General features: G+C 57.6%; 12 protein-coding genes. 6 read left to right on the forward strand and 6 right to left on the reverse strand.

The window, feature by feature from the left end; genetic code table 11:
• Positions 1 to 100: 100 nt before the first annotated feature.
• The 3 genes from FEM03_RS05645 to FEM03_RS05655 all read right to left on the reverse strand — a co-directional run bounded on the left by FEM03_RS05645 (position 101) and on the right by FEM03_RS05655 (position 6,368).
• Positions 101 to 3,112: a M6 family metalloprotease domain-containing protein gene (locus tag FEM03_RS05645; protein ID WP_166442649.1), complete on the reverse strand. Its 3,012-nt coding sequence runs from the start codon at positions 3,110 to 3,112 to the stop codon at positions 101 to 103.
• A 66-nt stretch (positions 3,113 to 3,178) separates the two neighbouring features.
• Positions 3,179 to 5,437, reverse strand: coding sequence for a glycosyltransferase (locus tag FEM03_RS05650; RefSeq protein ID WP_138085221.1), 2,259 nt, complete (start codon positions 5,435 to 5,437; stop codon positions 3,179 to 3,181).
• A gap of 181 nt (positions 5,438 to 5,618) precedes the next feature.
• Positions 5,619 to 6,368: a superoxide dismutase gene (locus FEM03_RS05655; protein ID WP_138085222.1), complete on the reverse strand. Its 750-nt coding sequence runs from the start codon at positions 6,366 to 6,368 to the stop codon at positions 5,619 to 5,621.
• Positions 6,369 to 6,562: 194 nt separating this feature from the next.
• On the opposite strand from FEM03_RS05655, the gene FEM03_RS05660 reads away from it, so the two are divergent.
• From FEM03_RS05660 to FEM03_RS05680, 5 genes are all read left to right on the forward strand, one after another.
• A complete protein-coding gene (locus FEM03_RS05660; protein WP_138085223.1) occupies positions 6,563 to 7,597 on the forward strand; it encodes a Gfo/Idh/MocA family protein in 1,035 nt (344 codons plus the stop codon).
• Between the two features lie 44 nt (positions 7,598 to 7,641).
• A complete protein-coding gene (locus FEM03_RS05665) occupies positions 7,642 to 8,580 on the forward strand; it encodes a sugar phosphate isomerase family (RefSeq protein WP_138085224.1) in 939 nt (312 codons plus the stop codon).
• An 86-nt stretch (positions 8,581 to 8,666) separates the two neighbouring features.
• The gene (locus FEM03_RS05670; protein ID WP_138085225.1) at positions 8,667 to 10,487 is read left to right on the forward strand and encodes a MutS family DNA mismatch repair protein; all 1,821 of its coding nucleotides are present in this window, start codon (positions 8,667 to 8,669) and stop codon (positions 10,485 to 10,487) included.
• A 157-nt stretch (positions 10,488 to 10,644) separates the two neighbouring features.
• Positions 10,645 to 11,487, forward strand: a complete 843-nt coding sequence (locus FEM03_RS05675) for a ThuA domain-containing protein (RefSeq protein ID WP_138085226.1) — start codon at positions 10,645 to 10,647, stop codon at positions 11,485 to 11,487.
• Positions 11,488 to 11,520: 33 nt separating this feature from the next.
• On the forward strand, positions 11,521 to 12,255 hold the full coding sequence (locus FEM03_RS05680) for a hypothetical protein (protein WP_166442650.1): 735 nt from the start codon (positions 11,521 to 11,523) through the stop codon (positions 12,253 to 12,255).
• A 6-nt stretch (positions 12,256 to 12,261) separates the two neighbouring features.
• On the opposite strand, the gene FEM03_RS05685 is transcribed toward FEM03_RS05680, so the two are convergent.
• Together FEM03_RS05685 and FEM03_RS05690 are read right to left on the reverse strand one after the other, a co-directional pair.
• Positions 12,262 to 13,167, reverse strand: coding sequence for a phosphatidylserine decarboxylase (locus FEM03_RS05685; RefSeq protein ID WP_138085228.1), 906 nt, complete (start codon positions 13,165 to 13,167; stop codon positions 12,262 to 12,264).
• A gap of 23 nt (positions 13,168 to 13,190) precedes the next feature.
• Complete coding sequence (locus tag FEM03_RS05690; protein ID WP_206170887.1) at positions 13,191 to 14,342, reverse strand: class I SAM-dependent methyltransferase; 1,152 nt, start codon at positions 14,340 to 14,342, stop codon at positions 13,191 to 13,193.
• A gap of 74 nt (positions 14,343 to 14,416) precedes the next feature.
• Here FEM03_RS05690 and FEM03_RS05695 point away from each other — a divergent pair, with 74 nt between their 5' ends.
• Positions 14,417 to 16,954 carry a transglycosylase domain-containing protein gene (locus tag FEM03_RS05695; RefSeq protein WP_138085230.1) on the forward strand — a complete coding sequence of 846 codons (2,538 nt, stop codon included), beginning with the start codon at positions 14,417 to 14,419 and terminating at the stop codon, positions 16,952 to 16,954.
• Between the two features lie 105 nt (positions 16,955 to 17,059).
• On the opposite strand, the gene FEM03_RS24700 is transcribed toward FEM03_RS05695, so the two are convergent.
• Positions 17,060 to 17,401, reverse strand: coding sequence for a ComEA family DNA-binding protein (locus FEM03_RS24700; RefSeq protein WP_206170888.1), 342 nt, complete (start codon positions 17,399 to 17,401; stop codon positions 17,060 to 17,062).
• Between the last annotated feature and the right edge of the window lie 20 nt (positions 17,402 to 17,421).

A 17,421-nucleotide genomic window follows, 5' to 3' on the forward strand; every position in this document is an offset into this window, starting at 1 on the left:
GTTAAACCATTGGCCGACCGCAAATAGGCGGGTAGCTGCCACGCCCGGGCAGTATCGAAATTCCATCTCCCCGCCAGATCTCCAACCAAGCCCTGTCCCGTCACGGTGGAACTCTCACTTTCAACCGCATGAAGCGCCGCCCCAGCAGGGCGTCATCGATTCGAACCACATCATAAATCGTGAACTTGGTGCGCTGCCCCGCCTGCGGTTCGAACGTCACCGAAGCCCCGCCCGTCCAATCCGAACCACCGGTTTTCGAAAGAATGGTGGCCCAACTGTCAACATCAAGGTCATCGGCAACCTGCACCTCATACACCGCCTCCGCAGGAGGCGCTTCCGGCAAATCCAATGTGATCGTCAACCGTTTGCCGCCCGAAAACACGGCGCTTCCCACCACCGGCAACTGGGTAACATCATGCGGAGCAGTATTTGAACTGCCCTGCCGGCCAAAAGCATATTCCATGGAGTTGGTCACGCCATCCTGATCCGCATCTTGCAGCATCCCCCGTTGACCAGCAGGCAAAGCCGCAGCCCATGTCTCAAACGGCGTCGGCAGTCGTTCAATAACCACCGGATCCGAATAAGATTGCCAGTTACCGCCCACCATGGCACGCGCCCGATACGCATAAGTGCCCACAGGTTTGTTGCTGATCAATCGATTGTTGATCGCCGACGAGGCATAACTAGCAATCGCCCAAGAATGATAGGTGGGCATCTGAATCCCACTCATTCGAATGTAATCCACGGCAAAGCCATAACTTGGATACCCCGACCAGCCCCACACCTCTCCCATTCGTGTGGCCAACCTCAGCAGACAGCGATCCCCTGACACAAAGCCTTTCGTGGCCAGCGACGCAAACGAGTAGGACTTGGCTGTCCAGGAATCTTGATAACCCGCGATCTTGTCGATGGAAATCCAGGTAAGTCCGCCATCCTTCGAGAGTTCAACACTCAGGTAACCACTGCCGACAACCACATGCGAAAGCACATAAAAACTAATCAAACTGGTCGGCGTAAGAACAAAATCCTGGTTCAACTGCATGCTGTGCGGACCCGCCATGAAATTCACCACATCATCGTCCCACGGTGCCATTCGATAGGAGTGGCTCCCAAAAAACGCCCCCGCATCGGAACGCAGCACCAAGCCTGTCGTCGTCCACGAACGCCAGAACGTCTCCTTGGATTCCGTATCATCGAGAAACAGGTTGGTCGTTCCCGCAATGCCTTGCTGAAGTTCATAAGCGGTGGCATCCGAAGATACATTCCAGCTCACCGCGTAATTGGCCGACGCCACGGATTGCGGCAAGACCGTTGGCACCACCGTTTGCAAATCATAACTCATCACCGCCGAAGCCGCCGAAAAGTTGCGCATGCGGATTTTTGAATGACTTCCCGATGAATTGATGCGGGTGTAATATCGCCCCCCCTGATACCTCATCGCATTGGTGTTCTCACTGCCCGTGGTATCGGTAAACCCACCCACCAGGCCATTCGCGCCATGCCACAAATGCGCGGCTGTCGCATACCTTGAAGTGGCCAGTGTGTCGCCACCTGCAGCCTCCTCAAGCCGCACTGCTGGATGCACGGCCTCAGAAGAATCGTTGTCCCATTCGCTCGATAGAATGTGCCAGATCAGGATGCCATCCCCAGGAAGTTGTGAATCAAATCCCACCCGCCGCCGATTCTCCACCAAAAAATACTCATGGTTTTGTTGATAAGTCCCAGTCATTGGCACCACCAAATGGGCCGCCGCATTGGTGTTGATATCCGGCAGGTCGATCCGCTCCGAACCGAAGACCGCCAACGGTTTGATGAACCCCATCAAGTGCCGGCAATGCGCGGAAAAATTCACCGGCTGCCTCCCATCACCCGGACTCGATCCCGCTCCCCAGCAACCGTATCCCATGCAACACCAGGTGCCCACGCCCTGATACTCGAGGCTGGTGTCATACAAGTCGGGCAATCCGAACTGATGGCCGATCTCGTGACAGATCACCCCGATCGTCGCAATGCTGGTGCTGGTAGCGACCGACCCCTTGATCGCCTCACTGGTGCTGAACAAATTCAACTGCAGCCCATCCCGGGTGATCGAATCTTCCAACTGCCACTGTCTCGGCCAGATCGCCGTGGACGGATTGCCACTCCATGCCTCGGAATGCCCGGAGTAAATCACATGCAGCAAATCCACAAACCCGTCGCCGTCCGCATCGGACTGGCTGAAATCAAAACCCGCGGCATCAGCGGCATTGATGGCATCCAGCGCCAGTTGTTTAAGTCGCTGCTCACCGGCAATTTCATGGGCATTGTCCCCATACCACGCCTGCGTTTGCGGCAGCTTCACCCAGATGGTGACCTCTGACTCAATCGTCATCTCACCATAAGAATTCTCCAGGTAAAAATCCTTCACCGATCCAATGGCTCCCCCGACGCTGTAACCCGTCTTGTTGAACAGATCGATGAATTCCCCTCTCGGTCTCCCTTCCGCATCCTGGACCTTGTTGTTGACGTTGTCCCAGTGATCACTGAAGGCGGCGAGAATGACCACGCACTTGACCGTCCGCCCCCACGGACCCGTCGGCCCGCTGCCCACCGGTGCCTCCTGTCCCCCAGGTTGTGGCTCTGCCGCTGGAGAGGCAGCAGATGGATTTGCGCCGCTCGAAGGGTTTCCCCCACTTCCGGACGTGGGAACTCCGACTCTTGATCGCTCCAACAATTCGTCCAACTTCACAGCCCGCCTTGGAGACCGGCCCTTGCCTTTCAACGCTTGGACTTGATCGCGAATCAAATTCCGCCCCGGCAAAGACCTCTTCTGCAACCCCAAACTGCCAGGGTTCACTCGTCCAACCACCGCGTGCCGCAAAGGTTCCAACTCGGCAGAGGACAACTTCGGCTGGCTGTATTTCCAAAATCCATCGTCATCTTTGGCCACCACATATCCCTCTGGAGTCTCGTGCCAATGAAACCACTCATCACCCGCATTGCGAAGCCGCACCTTTTGTCCGTCAGGTTGTAAAAACTCTGACTCACCGCCACTCGCACTCACGGCATGAAGAGTCGAAAAGGACAACCCCAACGCCACTGCTGCCAACATGCCCGCGAGAACGCTTTTCATAAGGATTTTCCTCATCGTAAAAGCCCGCAGGAAAATTGTCAATTCCTGAGCAAATCCCGCTCTTCTTCAACTCGCTTGGCTTCGTGCCGTCGAATGAGTCCCAAACCCTCGCTCATCATCGCCAATTCTTTCCCCCTTCCAGCGCACCATGCGCAACAATTTCGCCCAAATCCGCACCACCCCACGCGGTCTGCTGCGCATTCGTCCCAGTTCCGCCCTGGTTCGCTCATGCCGCCGCACCTCCCGCTCAAGCTGCGCCTCCAGTCTCGCCTCCCTCCGATTTAACTGACGAATTTTCGAACGCAGTTGGTCGAATTCTGCGTCGCGAAAATACCTGGATGACGGTGACTCACCCCCAATCATTCCAAAAATGGCCCGCCGCTGCCAATCAGTGGCCCCCTCCAGATATGGCTGAATCGCCCTTAGGTGATTAAAATAATTCGACGTCGAACGACTAAATCCTCCCTCGGCATGACGATAGAAAAACAGCACTTCCGGCACCACATCCAGTCGATACCCTTTCAGAGCAAGCCGCGCCAGCAACTCCCAATCTTCACAAGATGTGCCACGCTCCTCCCCAAAACCACCCACCTCCTCGAACACCTTCCGCCTCAGAATAAAATTGGCGTCGCCAAAGACGTTGTCGAGAAATCCCGCCTCCAGGCAAGGTCCCACCGGCATGTAACCATACTTCACACTCAGCTTGTCTTCCCCCGGAAAACACTCTCCCTCAAACGCCAGATAATAACTCGCCAGCCCATCACATCCCGAACGTTCCATGGCCCTTGCGAATCCTTCCACCATGCACGGCCGCGCCACATTATCGGCATCCATGAACATCAAAAACTCCGTCGACGCCTGCTGCGCCGCCAAATTCCGAGTCTTCCCAATCCCCTCATTCTTCTTTCTCAAAAACCGCCAGCCCCGCCCCTCATAAACTTTCGCCAGCGATTCAAAAGCCTCCACGGAATCTTCATCCGTCGAACCATCGTCCACCACCACCACCCCAAAACCTTCCACCGTCTGATCCTCCAGCGATTTCAACAACTCCTTCAATCCTGCTCCATGATTGAAATGCGGCACACAAATCGTCACCCGCTCCGCCCCCCCCAGTTCAGGCACCGCCCCATTTTCTCGACTGACCAAGAAACCCATCCCCTCGAAAAAACCCTCCCACTGCTCCCGCACGTTCGTCAGGTCATATCGTGATTTCGTCCCACCGCTGGCCACTGCCAGTCGACGCCTCAATGCTTCACGCAAAGCCCGCGAGGTCGGTTCCACCAGAGACTCCTCATCGTCCACCATCTCAGGAATGCCTCCAATCCTGCTCGTCAAAATCCGCTGTCCCAACTGCAAACATTCCAGCACCGCAAATGGATAGTTGTCCTGCAAAGAAGGCATCACCACCAACGCATTGGGCCGCTCGCACAACAAAGCCTGACACGCCACATGATCCAACTGGTCAATCACCTCAATCCCTACCCTGTCCCCAATCCGTGCCTTCAAACCTTGCAGGTAAACCCCCGCCCCTCGTCCCCCTGAAACCGAACCCTGTTTGCCCAAAAACGTCACCCTGCACCCCGGCGGCCACGCCCCCTCCTCCACCATCCCGCTCACGGCTTCGCAAAAAATCTCCAGCCCCTTGCGAGTCTCCAGCCTGCCAAAAAACACCACCTCATCCGGCACCATCTCCACAACCTCGGCACGCAACCCTTCCTCAATCAAATAAGGCATCACCAAGCACCGTTCCGGCATTTTCCAACCATGCCCGGCAGCCCAGTCAAACATGTATTGCGAAGGACTCAACACCATGTCCGCATGTTCCACGGCATACCGTTCCGCATAATCCTGCACCATCTCCTCCATTGACCCCCTGCGGAACAACCTTGCCCCCTCGGCAATCCATTCCGAACTGCTGTGCAGCATCACCGTCATCACCACATCCTTCAGAACCCCCATCGTTCTCCGCCGCTGCATCGGCACAAACCCGTTGCCCTGCCACTCCTGAAAATGAACCGCGTCAAATCCCCCAAGCTCCAAAAATTCCGCCACCGCCCTGCTGCGTCGTGTGCATCCGAAGCTCCCATTCCACCGGTGCCCCCCGCCCACCATGGCCAACTCAACAAACTCAATCTGTTCCGTCTCCCCTAACCGACGCTTCCAATACTCTCCATCCTCCACTTCAAATGGACCTGTAAACAATACCGTCACCCTGTCCCCACGCCTCCTAAGAAAACGGGCAAGATGAAAACAGTGAGTGCCAATTCCCCCATTCTTGATGGGTCCAGGGAAATCGGGGGTGACAATGCAATGGGCTAAATTCAACCCACCAAAACTTCATTCAAATATTCGAAAATCAACTACCCTGAGCAAAAAACTCATTGCTCCAACCACCACCTCTTCAACCGTTCTGAAACCCTGGTTTCGTCACCAAAAAAAAGTGGGGCAGCCATGATCCACGGCCACCCCACGTTCAAACTTGATCAAACTCCTCCCCACTGATTTCTCACTTCACGCTCTTCAGCGCCGCCGCATAACCTTTGCTCACCTCATCCCAGTTCACCACGCTCCAAAACGCCGTCAAATAATCCGGACGCTTGTTCATGTATTTCAAATAATAGGCGTGTTCCCACACATCCACTCCGAGGATCGGCGTTCCCTGCTCGCCTTCAGGCACAAATTCCTTCATCCACGGATTGTCCTGATTCGGCGTCGACGTCACCGCCAGTTTGCCGTCTTCCTTCACGATCAACCACGCCCAGCCGGAACCAAAGCGCTTAGCGCCCGCTTCGTTCACAGCCTTTTTCAAATCGTCCAAACTCCCGAAACTCGCCTCAATCGCCGCCCCCAAATCTTTGTCAGGCGCGCCCGACTTCTCCGCAGGCGTCAGCCATTTCCAGAACAAACTGTGGTTCACATGCCCGCCGCCATTGTTGCGGACCGCCGTCTGGATGTCCTCGGGCAAACCAGAAATCCCTTTCAACAGCACCAGCGTATCGGTCGCCTCCACCTTCGCGCCTTCCAGCGCCTTGTTCAAATTGGCCACATACGCCGCATGGTGTTTTCCATGGTGAATGTTCATCGTCATCGCATCAATGTGCGGCTCCAAGGCCTCCGCCGCATACGGCAGCTCTGGCAGACTCAATGGAAAACTGCTGCTGCCCGCTGCCGCCGCCGCAAAACCGCTGGTCGGGAAAGAAGATGCGCCAGCCGCCATCGCGGCTCCGGAGGTGGTGAGAAAAGTGCGTCGGTTCATGATCTAAAAATATCTGGGTGTTAAGTGTTTTCGCCTCGGGGACAGAGAACGGATGTAAATAAAACGCCACACAGGCAATCGCTATTTCCGTTCTTCCAGCAAACTCATCCGTTCTTTCATCAAACACCCCCCTTTCCATCGCGTTGCGTTTGACAGCCCGCCTCCCTCCATGGTGGAGTAGGGTCAATAACGCCATGAAAAAATACAAAGTTGGAATCATCGGATACGGATGGGCCGCCGGCGCCCACATCGCCGCCATCAACGCCACCAGCCAGGCCCAGGTCACCGCCGTCTACTCCACCCGCAAACTCGACAACGTCGAACTCAGCGCCCGCCACGGTTGTGTCATTGCCACTTACACCGACTTCGACCAGTTCCTCGAAGCCAGCGGCGTCGATGTCGTCGACATCTGCTCCATGCCCAGCTTCCACCACCAGCAGGCGGTCGCCGCCGCCAAGGCCGGCAAGCACATCATTCTCGAAAAACCCATGGGCATGACCCTTGAGCAATCGCGCGACATCGTCGCCGAAGCCGAAGCCGCCGGCGTCAAAGGCTGCGTCTGTTTCGAATGCCGCTACTCCAGCCAGTTCCTCTCCACCAAGGCCGTTCTCGATCAAGGACTTCTCGGCGACCTCCACTACGCCGAAGTCGACTATTACCACGGCATCGGCCCTTGGTATGGCCAGTTCCGCTGGAACATCGGCAAAGAAAACGGCGGCTCCTCCCTGCTCACCGCCGGCTGTCACGCCCTCGATGCCCTGCTCCTCTGCATGGGTGAAAATGAAGAAGTCGACACCGTCACAAGCATCTCCACCAAGTCCTCCAGCGACACCTTCGCCCCCTACGAATTCGACACCACCAGCGTCACCCTGCTCCACTTCAAGAGCGGCAAAATCGGCAAATGCGCCTCCGTCGTTGACTGCCTCCAGCCCTACTACTTCCACACCCACCTCGTCGGCAGCGAAGGCAGCCTTCTCGATCACAAATTCCACTCAAGAAAACTGCACACCGACAAAAACCACTGGAGCACCCTCTCCATGAAGACCCTCGATAGCGGCGACGTCTCCGACCATCCCTATCAAACCCAGTTCCAGGCCTTCTTTGACGCCCTCGACCAAGGACAAGACATGCCCCTCACCAGCTTTAAAGACGCCCTCCGCACCTGCGAAGTCCTCTTCGCCGCCGACCAAAGCGCCGCCTCAGGAGGCAAACCCGTCAAACTAGGCTAAGCCGCCCACTTCCCACTTCCGACCTCCCACTTCCGACTTTCAAAATGTCTCGCAAACTCAGCCACATCGCCCCAGACTGGTGGGACTACACCACCCTCGAATCCGACCTCATCAACGATGCCGCCCGGCTCACCGAGCGCGACCTTAAACAACTCAGCCGACCCGGATTCAAAGTCGTCTTCTACGACACCCTCGAAGACTTCTACCTCGCCGAAGCCCTCGAATACCTCCACGCCTGGCAACAGGCCACCGCCGACAACCCCGTCGGTATCTGCGGCCCCATCGGCCCCACCGAACAACTCCCGCTCGTCGCCCGCCTCGTCAACGAACTCGGCATCAACCTCAAACACGCCCACTTTTGGGGCATGGACGAGTGGTATGATCCCGATACCCAAAAGGAAGTCAGCACCCAACACCCCCTCTCTTTCGAAAAGGCCGATCGCGAACTCCTCTTCAACCGCATCCACAAAAAACAGGCCATCCCCGAGTCCAACCTGCACTTCCCCAAAGCCGACACCGCCGACTTCATCAAAACCTGGACCTCCGGCATCCGTTGCGCCGTCATGCAAGGCGGTCAGGGCGACATCAAACACTGGGCCTTCAACGACCCCCTTAAACGCAGCGGCAAATACAAAAACGAACCGCCATCCCCCGCCGAATACCGCAAACTCGGCACCCGCATCGTCGAGCTTCATCCCATCACCCTTGCCCAGAACGCCCGCACCAGCGGCGGCGGCAACATCACCATGGTGCCCAAAACCGCCATCACCGTCGGCCCCGAGGAAACCTGGCTCGCCGAAAAAGTCAGCATCTGGCAGGCCGGCGTCCACGACAACCCCCTCGGCCAGCGCCTCACCGCCTTGATGATCTCCAAAGGCCTCGCCGACTCAGCCGTCCCCATGTCCCTCCTCGCCGACCATCCCAACGTCCAGTTCAACTACTACCGCGGCGGCCTCGGCCAATGCGCCGTCGAAATGCACTAGGGGAGCGGGGAGACTCTTCTCCGCTTCAATTGCTTCAGTTCAGTTGCCATCCCCCCACTTCCGCGCAAGGTGACCACCCACCTTCCGTGAATTCCACCGCACTCACACTCCCCCCCTCCGCCCTCGCCCTCTACACCGAGCGCGAAAGCCGCTACGCCGCCCAGGCCAGCGTCGCCAAACAAGCGATGAACCGCTGGAGCAACTTCCGCCTGTTCATCTTTCTCGCCGCCACTGCCGCGATTATTTGGACGGTCAAAAACAACCAGCCCCTGCTCGTCCTCTTCTCGATCATCGTCGGCCTCAGCGCCTTCATCTTCGCCATCATCCGCCACAACCACCACACCCGGCTCCACGAACGCGCCACCCGACTCCAGCTCCTCAACCGCGAAGGCATCCAGCGCTGCACCGGCACCTGGCAGCAACGCGACATGCTTGGCGAATCCTTCCTCGACAAAACCCATCCCTACTCCTCCGACCTCGACCTGTTCGGCAAAAACTCCCTGTTCCAGTGGTTCAACACCGCCCGCACCCTTGCCGGTCAGCAAACCCTCGCCCGCACCCTCCTCAACCCGTCTCCCCTTGCCCAGCTCCCCGACCGCCAGTCCGCCCTGCGCGAACTCGCCTCCAAACTCGACTGGCGCCAAACCCTCGAAGCCGAAGCCTTCGCCGTTCAGGGCAAAGACCTCACCCCTCTCTTCACCTGGGCCGAAAGCCCGCTCTCTCCCTTCCTCCTTTCCAAACGCGCCACCTTCCTGCGCTACCTCCCCATCCTCACCGCCCTCCTCTGGGCGCTCACCCTGCTCACCAACTCCCACCTGCTTTCCCTCCTCGCCGTCATTGCCCTCGCCCTGCAAACCCTCTCCGCCGGCACCCTCAGTCGCGCCTTTCAAAACCGACTGCAAACCGCTCTCAACTGGGAAAACGAAATCGCCACCTGCAAAACCCTGCTCGCCACCGTCGATTCCGAAACCTTCACCTCCCCGCTCAACCAATCCATCCAAACCTCCCTGCGCACCCAAAACGGCACCACCGCCTCCGCCACCTTCGCCCAAATCGAAACCCATCTCAGCTGGCTTTCCCTGCGCAACAATCCCATCGTCCATCTAGCCTTCAACTCCCTCGCTTACTGGGACCTCCAATGGCTCATCACCATCGAAACCTGGCGACGCGATCACGGCGCTCAGCTCCGGCCCTGGCTCCACCATTTCGCCGAGATGGAAACCCTCGCCAGCCTCTCCGTGATCCCTTTTGAAAACCCCACCTGGGCCTACCCCGAACTCAGTGCCACCACCTCCATCCGCGCCCAACAACTCGGCCACCCACTGCTCCCTCCCGACCGCCGCATCACCAACGATTTCGCCATCGACCACCCCAGCGCCGTCGCCCTCATCACCGGGTCCAACATGTCCGGCAAAAGCACCTTCCTGCGCACCGTCGGTCTCAACCTCGTTCTCGCCAACACCGGTGCCCCCGTCTGCGCAAAAACCTTCACCTGTTCCCCCATGCAGCTCTTCACCTCCATGCGCATCGCCGATGACATGAGCTCCGGCGTCTCCTCCTTTTACGCCGAACTTTTGCGCATCAAAATGATTGTCGACGCCGCCAAAAGCGCCCCCGTCCTCTACCTCGTCGACGAAATCTTCCGCGGCACCAACTCAGGCGACCGCGTCGCCGGCGCCATCGAAGTCCTCAAATCCCTCATCAAAACGAATGCCGTCGGACTCGTCTCCACCCACGACCTCGAACTCTCCAAACTCGCCCAATCCCACCCCGAAAATTTCACCAACTACCATTTCTCCGAGCACTACACCGACAGCGGCATCGACTTCAACTACACCATCCAGCCCGGCCCCGCCACCACCACCAACGCCCGTCACCTCATCCGCATGGTCGGCATCGACGTCTAAAAACATTTACCATCGCCGACGTTTCGTCGTCATCATCCTTCAGTCGGACCACCGACGTGTCGTCGGTCTCGCATTCCATCACTCCACCACTCCCCCCTCTCAAAGATTCCCGCATAGAAACCCCTTCCCGCCCCCGTTCACTTCCACTCCACATACCATGAATCGCCGCACCCTTCTCACCCTCGGACTCCCCGTCCTCGCCGCCGCCAGCGTCTTTCTCCTCGCCGCCAACGCCCAGGACCCCGCCCCAACTCCAATCAAACCCGCCGCCCTCAAGGTGCTGATGATCACCGGCGGCTGCTGCCATGATTACGAAGCCCAGAAAATGATCCTCAGCGAAGGTCTCAGCGCTCGCGCCAACGTCGAATTCACTGTCATTCACGAAGGACCCGGCCCCAAAGAAAAAGACGCCCGACTCCACAAAATCAGCATCTACGAAAAAGACGACTGGGCCAAAGGTTACGACCTCATCCTGCACAACGAATGTTTTGGTGCCGTCACCGACAACGCCTTCATCGAACGCATCGCCAAAGCCCACTTCGATGGCGTCCCCGCCGTGATGCTTCATTGCTCCACCCACAGCTACCGCGCCGCCACCACCGACGAATGGCGCAAATGCCTCGGCATCACCAGCATGAAGCACGAGAAAAACCACGACATGCTCATCAAAAACGCCAATCCCGAGCATCCCGTCATGAAAGGTTTCCCCGAAGAATGGCTCAACCCCAAAGACGAACTCTACATCAACGACAAAGTCTGGGAAAACACCGTCACCCTCGGCACCAGCTTTGGTGAAGAAGTCAAAAAAGACCACACCGTCATCTGGGCCAACACTTACGGCAAAGGCAAAATCTTCGGCACCACCCTGGGCCACAGCAACGACACCATGCAAGACCCCGTTTATCTCGACCTCGTCGCCCGCGGCCTCCTCTGGGCCGCCGACAAACTCGACGAAAACGGCAAACCCAAGGTTGGCTACGAAGGTCAGGTGAAGAAGTAATTTCGCGTCAAACCCCCGTTTAAATTGCCCTGCGTGTGGACGCCTTCCAGAATTGAATCGCACAGCATTACGCTAAACCTGAGCGCGTCGGAACAAGGATGTCGCACGGTGCATCAGGTGCTGTGCGATGATGTCATCATCTGCAACGCAGTAGAAAGTATCGACTGGTCGGATCTTCCAATTCAGTTTTTTTTGTGCGAAGATTGCCTCATCCCAGGATGCGGTGGGGGAGGACGAGTAACTATTCGATATTGTAATGGTGAGATTCTCATCATCCCAGATTTTAACGCCATGCTCCAAGGCGCTTGGGAAGAGACTGAGTATGCACCCCCGCCTTGGATGAAGAAACGTGGTTGTCTTTCATTCTTGCCGGAGCACTGGAATCGTCTTCGCTCATTCTGTCCAGCAGCACCATCACTTAATGCCATCCTGCCGATCACCACAGAAGAGTTATTACGTCTCTACCATTTCCAATCTCCTCGTGCCTTTTTACCCGATTACCTGACACCCACTCATGTGAAATGGGACTTAATTCTTTGCACAAATGGCCCAGATTCATCGGCTGACATTTCGAATCTGAAGCATCTTTTTTCCGATCCAACATCTGTTTCTGGACATGTTTTTTGTATTCCGGCCCCGGATAGCTACCCCGTTTCCGCGTTCCTTGACCTCCCATCAATTGCAGAATGGCCGATTTTCAGCTCTGAACCTGAGCCTGTCGTCAGCCTTTCCAACACAATTCATATTAAGTTTCTAAACACGGACTAACGAGTCTCACCCCACCTCCACCACCGTCGCCGCACGATCCCCAATCCGCGCATACACTTCCTTTCGTTGCGAGCTCTGCTCCAGCAAATCCGCCTCAAACACCACCCGGCCCGGCTCAAAAATCGTGATCACACACGAGCCGCCAAAAAGAAAATAGCCCTTCTCATCGCCCTTCACCACATGCTTGCCCGGCTCAAAAGTCGACACCACCGTGCCCACACAGGTCGCTCCCACATCGAGCAGCAGCACCTCGCCCAGCAAATCCGTCTGCAATCGCGTCACATACCGCTTGTTCTCCCATAACAAGGACTGCCGCCGCCGCAGCGCGATCGGACTCACCGAATACAAATCCCCGCCAATCAAACGCGGCTCCCCGGGAATCCCCTCCCACGGAAAATGAAAACGGTGATAATCCACCGGACACAATCTCGAGATCAACATCGATCCATGCGCAAACCGCTTCGCCAGCGTCTTGTCCCCCAGCAACTCCAGCAGATTAAAGCGCGTCCCCTTCACAAAAATCCCGTCGTTCTCGGCAATGTCCGGAATGACAAAATGCCGACCGTCCGCCGGAAACACCACCGCATCCGACGCCGCATCCACCGGCCTCGCCCCCGCATTCAACTCCCGTGCGAAAAACGCATTAAAATGCTCGAACTCCCCCGGCGACCGCTTCATCTCGCCCACATCAATCCCATAACGCTCAATGAACGGCGCAATCAAACCCCGGCTCTTCGCCTGGTTCATCCGCCACCCATACCATTGCGAAAAACACGCCCGCTTCACCAGCACCTGCGTTGCCACTCTGCCAACCGCATGCTCATACGCCCAGCGCAAAAACCCCTCTCCATACACCACCTCCGTCTCAAGTTGCTGCTTGTAACGATCAAAAAAAACAATCGGCTCGGCCATCTCTCAGTCTCCAAAAATTAACTTCACATTTGATCACCCAATCCCAATCGACGCAGCGCCGCATCGGAATCCAATGATGCGCAGACCTCCGCCCCCAACGCCCCCTTGGCAAGCGCCAATACGTGAAACGATTGCCCCAAATGATGTGGATGGGTCAACATCTGAAACTGCCGGACCCATGACGCCGAAGCCACAAACCCCGGCTCGCCCATCTTCGCCGACGCCACGCGCGTCAAAAATCGACCCTGCTCCACAAATTCCACCACCCGCCAGCCCAACGCCAGCCCCTCCGACGCCAGCCTGGTGAAATTCACATGCGAGGTCAGATCACACTCCCCCAGATCCTCCAGCACCCGACCATCACTCCGATGCCCCATATACCGGCGCAAGGTCCCCTCCATCCGTTCCGCCGCCAGCAACTCGCGCTCCGGCAAGCCATAATCCGCCACCAGCATCACTCCCTCAAATCCACTCCCCGAAACCTCTCGCAACCACTGCACCATCGCCACATTCACTTCGATCAACTGCCCCTCCGCAAAATCCCCCTCCAGCAACGCCGCCTCCATCGCCAATGCCTGCGTCGACAACTCCCCCTCAACAAAAACCAGTCCGCCCCCAAACTTCTCCTCCTCTTCCACCCACAACTCCCGCCAACCCTTGCCCACGCGCTTCAACCAATGCACCGCAAACGCATCCAACAATTCATTGCAGAAAATCAACCCTTGCCCCCTGATCTCGCTCCAATCCTCCACCCAACGGACCCGATCCCCCGCCAAATCCCCAATATTCTCCTGCTGTGCCCGTCGCAGTTCCCCATCCGGTTCCACCAACACCACCCGCAACACCTCAAAAAACTCCGCATCCTCCCTCCTCGCCCCCTCCAAAAAATCCCGCATCAACTGCCCATCATGCGCCCCCTGCTCCACCACCAAAAACTCTGTCGGACATTCCATCTCCACCCAAATTCCCTTGGAAAACACCGCCAGCAGCTCCCCATAGAGTCCCCCCACGCTCACACTCGTATAAAAATCCCCCGACCGTCCAATCCGCCGCACTCCCCGCCGATAATATCCCACCCCTGGCGCATACAAAGCCTGATCCATCACCTCCACCCACGGCAATCGCCCGTCTGGCGACAACCGTAGACGTTCCAACAGCCACTCAGGCCCAATCATGTTTGCATTCGCCATCCCTTGAAACCTTGCTATAGTCCCGGCCTCGCAAAACGTAAATAAAGTAAACCCACAAGATGTCCGATCCTGACGTCAATCCTATCGCCAAAAAACTCACCAATCAGCCCCGCCCCACCGGCGAACGGCACAATGTGAGACGCCGCCGCAGCCGCCGTTTTTTCCTTTCCAAATGGTTCGCCATTTTCGCCATGTTGGTGCTGCTCGGCGGAGTCGCGACCTTTGGCATCGTCATGGCCTACGTCAAACCCCTGCGCGAACAGGCCGCCACGTTTGACCTCGAAGCGCTTCACAAAATCGAGAAAGCCAGCCTCATTCTCGACCGCCGTGGTGCCGAAGTCGGCCGCATCTACATGCTCAACCGCACCCCCATTCCCATCAATCAGGTGCCCCAAAACACCATCGACGCCCTCGTTGCCCAGGAAGACGAACGATTCTTCCAGCACAGCGGCGTCGACTTCATCGGCATCGTCCGCGCCATCTGGCTCAACTACCGGGCCGGCTCCGAAACCCAGGGCGCCAGCACCATCACCCAGCAGCTCGCCCGCGAAGCCTTCAAACTCAAGGACCTCGAAACCGGCGAAAAAAATTCCCGCTACAACCGCAAGATCGTCGAATGGTTCCTTGCTGAACGCATCGAGAAAAATTACACCAAGTCCGAGATCCTCGAACTCTACCTCAACCGCATTTATTTTGGAGGCGGCTTCTACGGCATCCAGGCTGCCGCCCAGGGATTTTTCGGCAAAAACGCCACCCAGCTCACCGTCACCGAAAGCGCCACCATCGTCGGCATCATCAAGAGCCCCAACAACCTTCAACCGCTCCGCCATCCCGAACGCGCCACCGCCGCCCGCAACCACGTGCTCAACCGCATGGTCACCGAAGGCACCCTTTCAAAAGGCGAACTCGAGACCCTCAGCGCCCAGCCCATTGTCACCGTCGAACGCATGACGAACCCCCAGGACAGCTACGTCTACGAAGCCGTCAGACAGGAAGCCGCCAAAATCATCGGCGGTGAAGCCGCCCTGCTCGGCGGATTCAACATCCACACCACCATCGACGCCAAACTGCAAAAAGTCGCCGAAGCCTCCGTCCGCAAACACCTTGCCGAAGTCGAAAAACGCGACGCCTACCCCCACCAAACCTACGAAAAATACCGCGCCCTCGTCCAGCTCTACGACGAAAAACGCAAGGCCGGCAAAAACACCATTTCGCCTCCCCTCCCCAAACCCGAATACCTTCAGGCCTCCGTCCTCGCCATCGACAACGAAAATGGCGGCATCCTCGCCATGGTCGGCGGACGCGATTTCGCCGACAGCGAATACAACCGCGCCCTCCAGTCCAGCCGCCCCCCCGGCACCGCCTTCACCCCCTTCGTTTTCGCCACCGCCTTCCAAAGCTCCGATTACTACCCGCCTCTCCAAATCGAAGACCGACCCATCGACAACCGTCGCGTCATGATCGGCGGCCTCCAAGGCATCCTTGGCGAATGGGGCACCGAAACCATGGAACGGACCGTCTTCAAAGGCACCGTCACCGCCCGCGATGCCCTCGCCCAAGGCCGCAACTCCGCCACCGCCGAACTCGGCGAACGCATCGGACGGGGCCCGGTGATTGAACTCGCCAAAAAAGTCGGCTTCCAGTCCACCATCAAGGACTACCCCAGCAGCTTCCTCGGAGCCAGCGAGGTCCGCCTCGACGAACTCTGCCTTGCCTACAGCACCTTTGCCAACAGCGGCAAACGCCCCCAGCAGGTCACCCTCATCAAACGCATCACCGACTACGAAGGCAAGATCATTTACGAGGTCAAGGAGGACACCCAGACCACAGTCGAAGCCATCGACGAAATCGCCGCCTTTCAGACCCACTCCTGCCTCACCGACGCCCTCGCCACCGGCACGGGCAGCGTCGCCTACTCCGAATACGGCCTTGAAAAATTCCCCGCCGCCGGCAAAACCGGCACCCATTACGAATTTAAAGACCTCTGGTTCATGGGCTACACCAGCGCCATCACCTGCGGCGTCTGGTCCGGATTCGACCAGCAAAAAACCATCTACGAAGGCGCCTTCAGCAACCGCATCACCCTGCCCATCTGGGTGGACATCATGAATGCCTCCAGGAAAGACTATAAACCCGAGGAAATCACCCCTCCCAAAAACGCCGAACTCATCGAAGTCTGCCGCACCAGCGGACAACGCGCCACCGACGGCTGCTACGTCAATGTCACCAAAAACGGCAACACCCAGTCCGTGCGCAACACCTCACTCGAAGTTCTGCGACCCGACAGTCACTTCGACAGCTACTGCACCGAGCACCCCCACTCCGGCCTCGACCTCATGCCCCCCCGCATGCGCAGTCCGCTGGCACAAAACTCCGCCAGCTTCAGCGGCAGCGAATCCACCAACGCCTCCCCCGTCCGCATGCAAGGCCTCACCCTCGTTGGCAATGACCCTTACAACACGGTGCTCCCCGTCCTCAAAGCCGAGCCCGTCAATCCCGACGGCTCCCGCGTCATCAAAGCCGAGCCCGTCGAAGAGCCCGAAGCCACCCAGTCCCCCATCAAACTCGCCCCCCCACCGCGCCTTGAGTTGGAGTAGTAGAAGGGAGCCCGGACATTCTTGTCCGCTGAACTAGACGGTCGGCCCAGCGCCAAACATTCGTAGTGGACAGAAGTGTCCGCATTCCTTGTCAGCCGAAACCAGCTACTCCAGCTTCACCCGCGGACGGATCTTCTGAAACGTCTTCTCGCCGATTCCTCTCACTTTCTTAAGGTCTTCCACCGACTCATACGGCCGTCCATTGACGATGTCCTGCGCGGTCACCGGACCCACCTCCGGCAAATACTGCAACTGCTCCATGCTCGCCTTGTTGATGTCGACGATCATCGTGTCCGGATTGTTTTTCATCCGCCACCAAAGAACGCCGAGCACCACGACCACCAGCAGAATCACCATCAGCACCGTCAACCAGCGTTGACCCTTCACCTGCTGCTGCAACGCCTGCTCACGCTTCTTAAAAAAATCTTCGTCAATCAGCTCGCCCATGGTGCCAACATAACCACCGA

This window comes from Phragmitibacter flavus, assembly GCF_005780165.1.
GTDB classification, from domain to species: Bacteria; Verrucomicrobiota; Verrucomicrobiia; order Verrucomicrobiales; family Verrucomicrobiaceae; genus Phragmitibacter; species Phragmitibacter flavus.

Bases quoted from the DNA above. Each gene is read 5' to 3' on its own strand.
- FEM03_RS05645 (WP_166442649.1), bottom strand. From the start codon at position 3,112: ATGAAAAGCGTTCTCGCGGGCATGTTGGCAGCAGTGGCGTTGGGGTTG.
- FEM03_RS05655 (WP_138085222.1), bottom strand. From the start codon at position 6,368: ATGAACCGACGCACTTTTCTCACCACCTCCGGAGCCGCGATGGCGGCT.
- FEM03_RS05660 (WP_138085223.1), top strand. From the start codon at position 6,563: ATGAAAAAATACAAAGTTGGAATCATCGGATACGGATGGGCCGCCGGC.
- FEM03_RS05665 (WP_138085224.1), top strand. From the start codon at position 7,642: ATGTCTCGCAAACTCAGCCACATCGCCCCAGACTGGTGGGACTACACC.
- FEM03_RS05675 (WP_138085226.1), top strand. From the start codon at position 10,645: ATGAATCGCCGCACCCTTCTCACCCTCGGACTCCCCGTCCTCGCCGCC.
- FEM03_RS05685 (WP_138085228.1), bottom strand. From the start codon at position 13,167: ATGGCCGAGCCGATTGTTTTTTTTGATCGTTACAAGCAGCAACTTGAG.
- FEM03_RS05690 (WP_206170887.1), bottom strand. From the start codon at position 14,342: ATGATTGGGCCTGAGTGGCTGTTGGAACGTCTACGGTTGTCGCCAGAC.
- FEM03_RS05695 (WP_138085230.1), top strand. From the start codon at position 14,417: ATGTCCGATCCTGACGTCAATCCTATCGCCAAAAAACTCACCAATCAG.
- FEM03_RS24700 (WP_206170888.1), bottom strand. From the start codon at position 17,401: ATGGGCGAGCTGATTGACGAAGATTTTTTTAAGAAGCGTGAGCAGGCG.